We start from the raw sequence: 308 nt of genomic DNA, 5'->3' as shown, positions 1-308 counted from the left end.
AACCGCTCGTCCTCATGGACCACCGCCACCGCCTCCGGCGCCTGGCGCACCTGCGCCTCGAACAGCTCGTGGATGCACCGCTCCGACGGATAGGCCGCCGCCGTCCGGTTCAGCTCCTCCAAAAGGTAGGTCCGCTCCTCGGGCGGAAGAATGTCGATGCGGCTGACCGGCTGCCCGGCATCGGCAACCATCGCCCGCAGCAATGCCAAAAGATAGCCGCGCTGCCGCTCCATCGTCGCTTCGTCGAACAGCGCCGTGGCATAGTGCAGCGATCCGGCGATCTGATCGCCATCCTCGCCCAGGCTCAG

At 67.2% G+C, this 308-nt stretch carries 1 protein-coding gene; it reads right to left on the bottom strand.

Going from position 1 to position 308, the window contains the following annotated elements:
* The coding region (locus tag AC0L2A_RS36500; protein ID WP_473613029.1) for a hypothetical protein at positions 1-308 on the bottom strand (308 nt) is incomplete at both ends.

The sequence above is a fragment of the Mesorhizobium sp. WSM4844 genome (genome assembly GCF_055811775.1).
The sequence above is the reverse complement of the archived record's forward strand: the minus strand, read 5'-3'. Positions and strand labels throughout refer to the sequence as shown.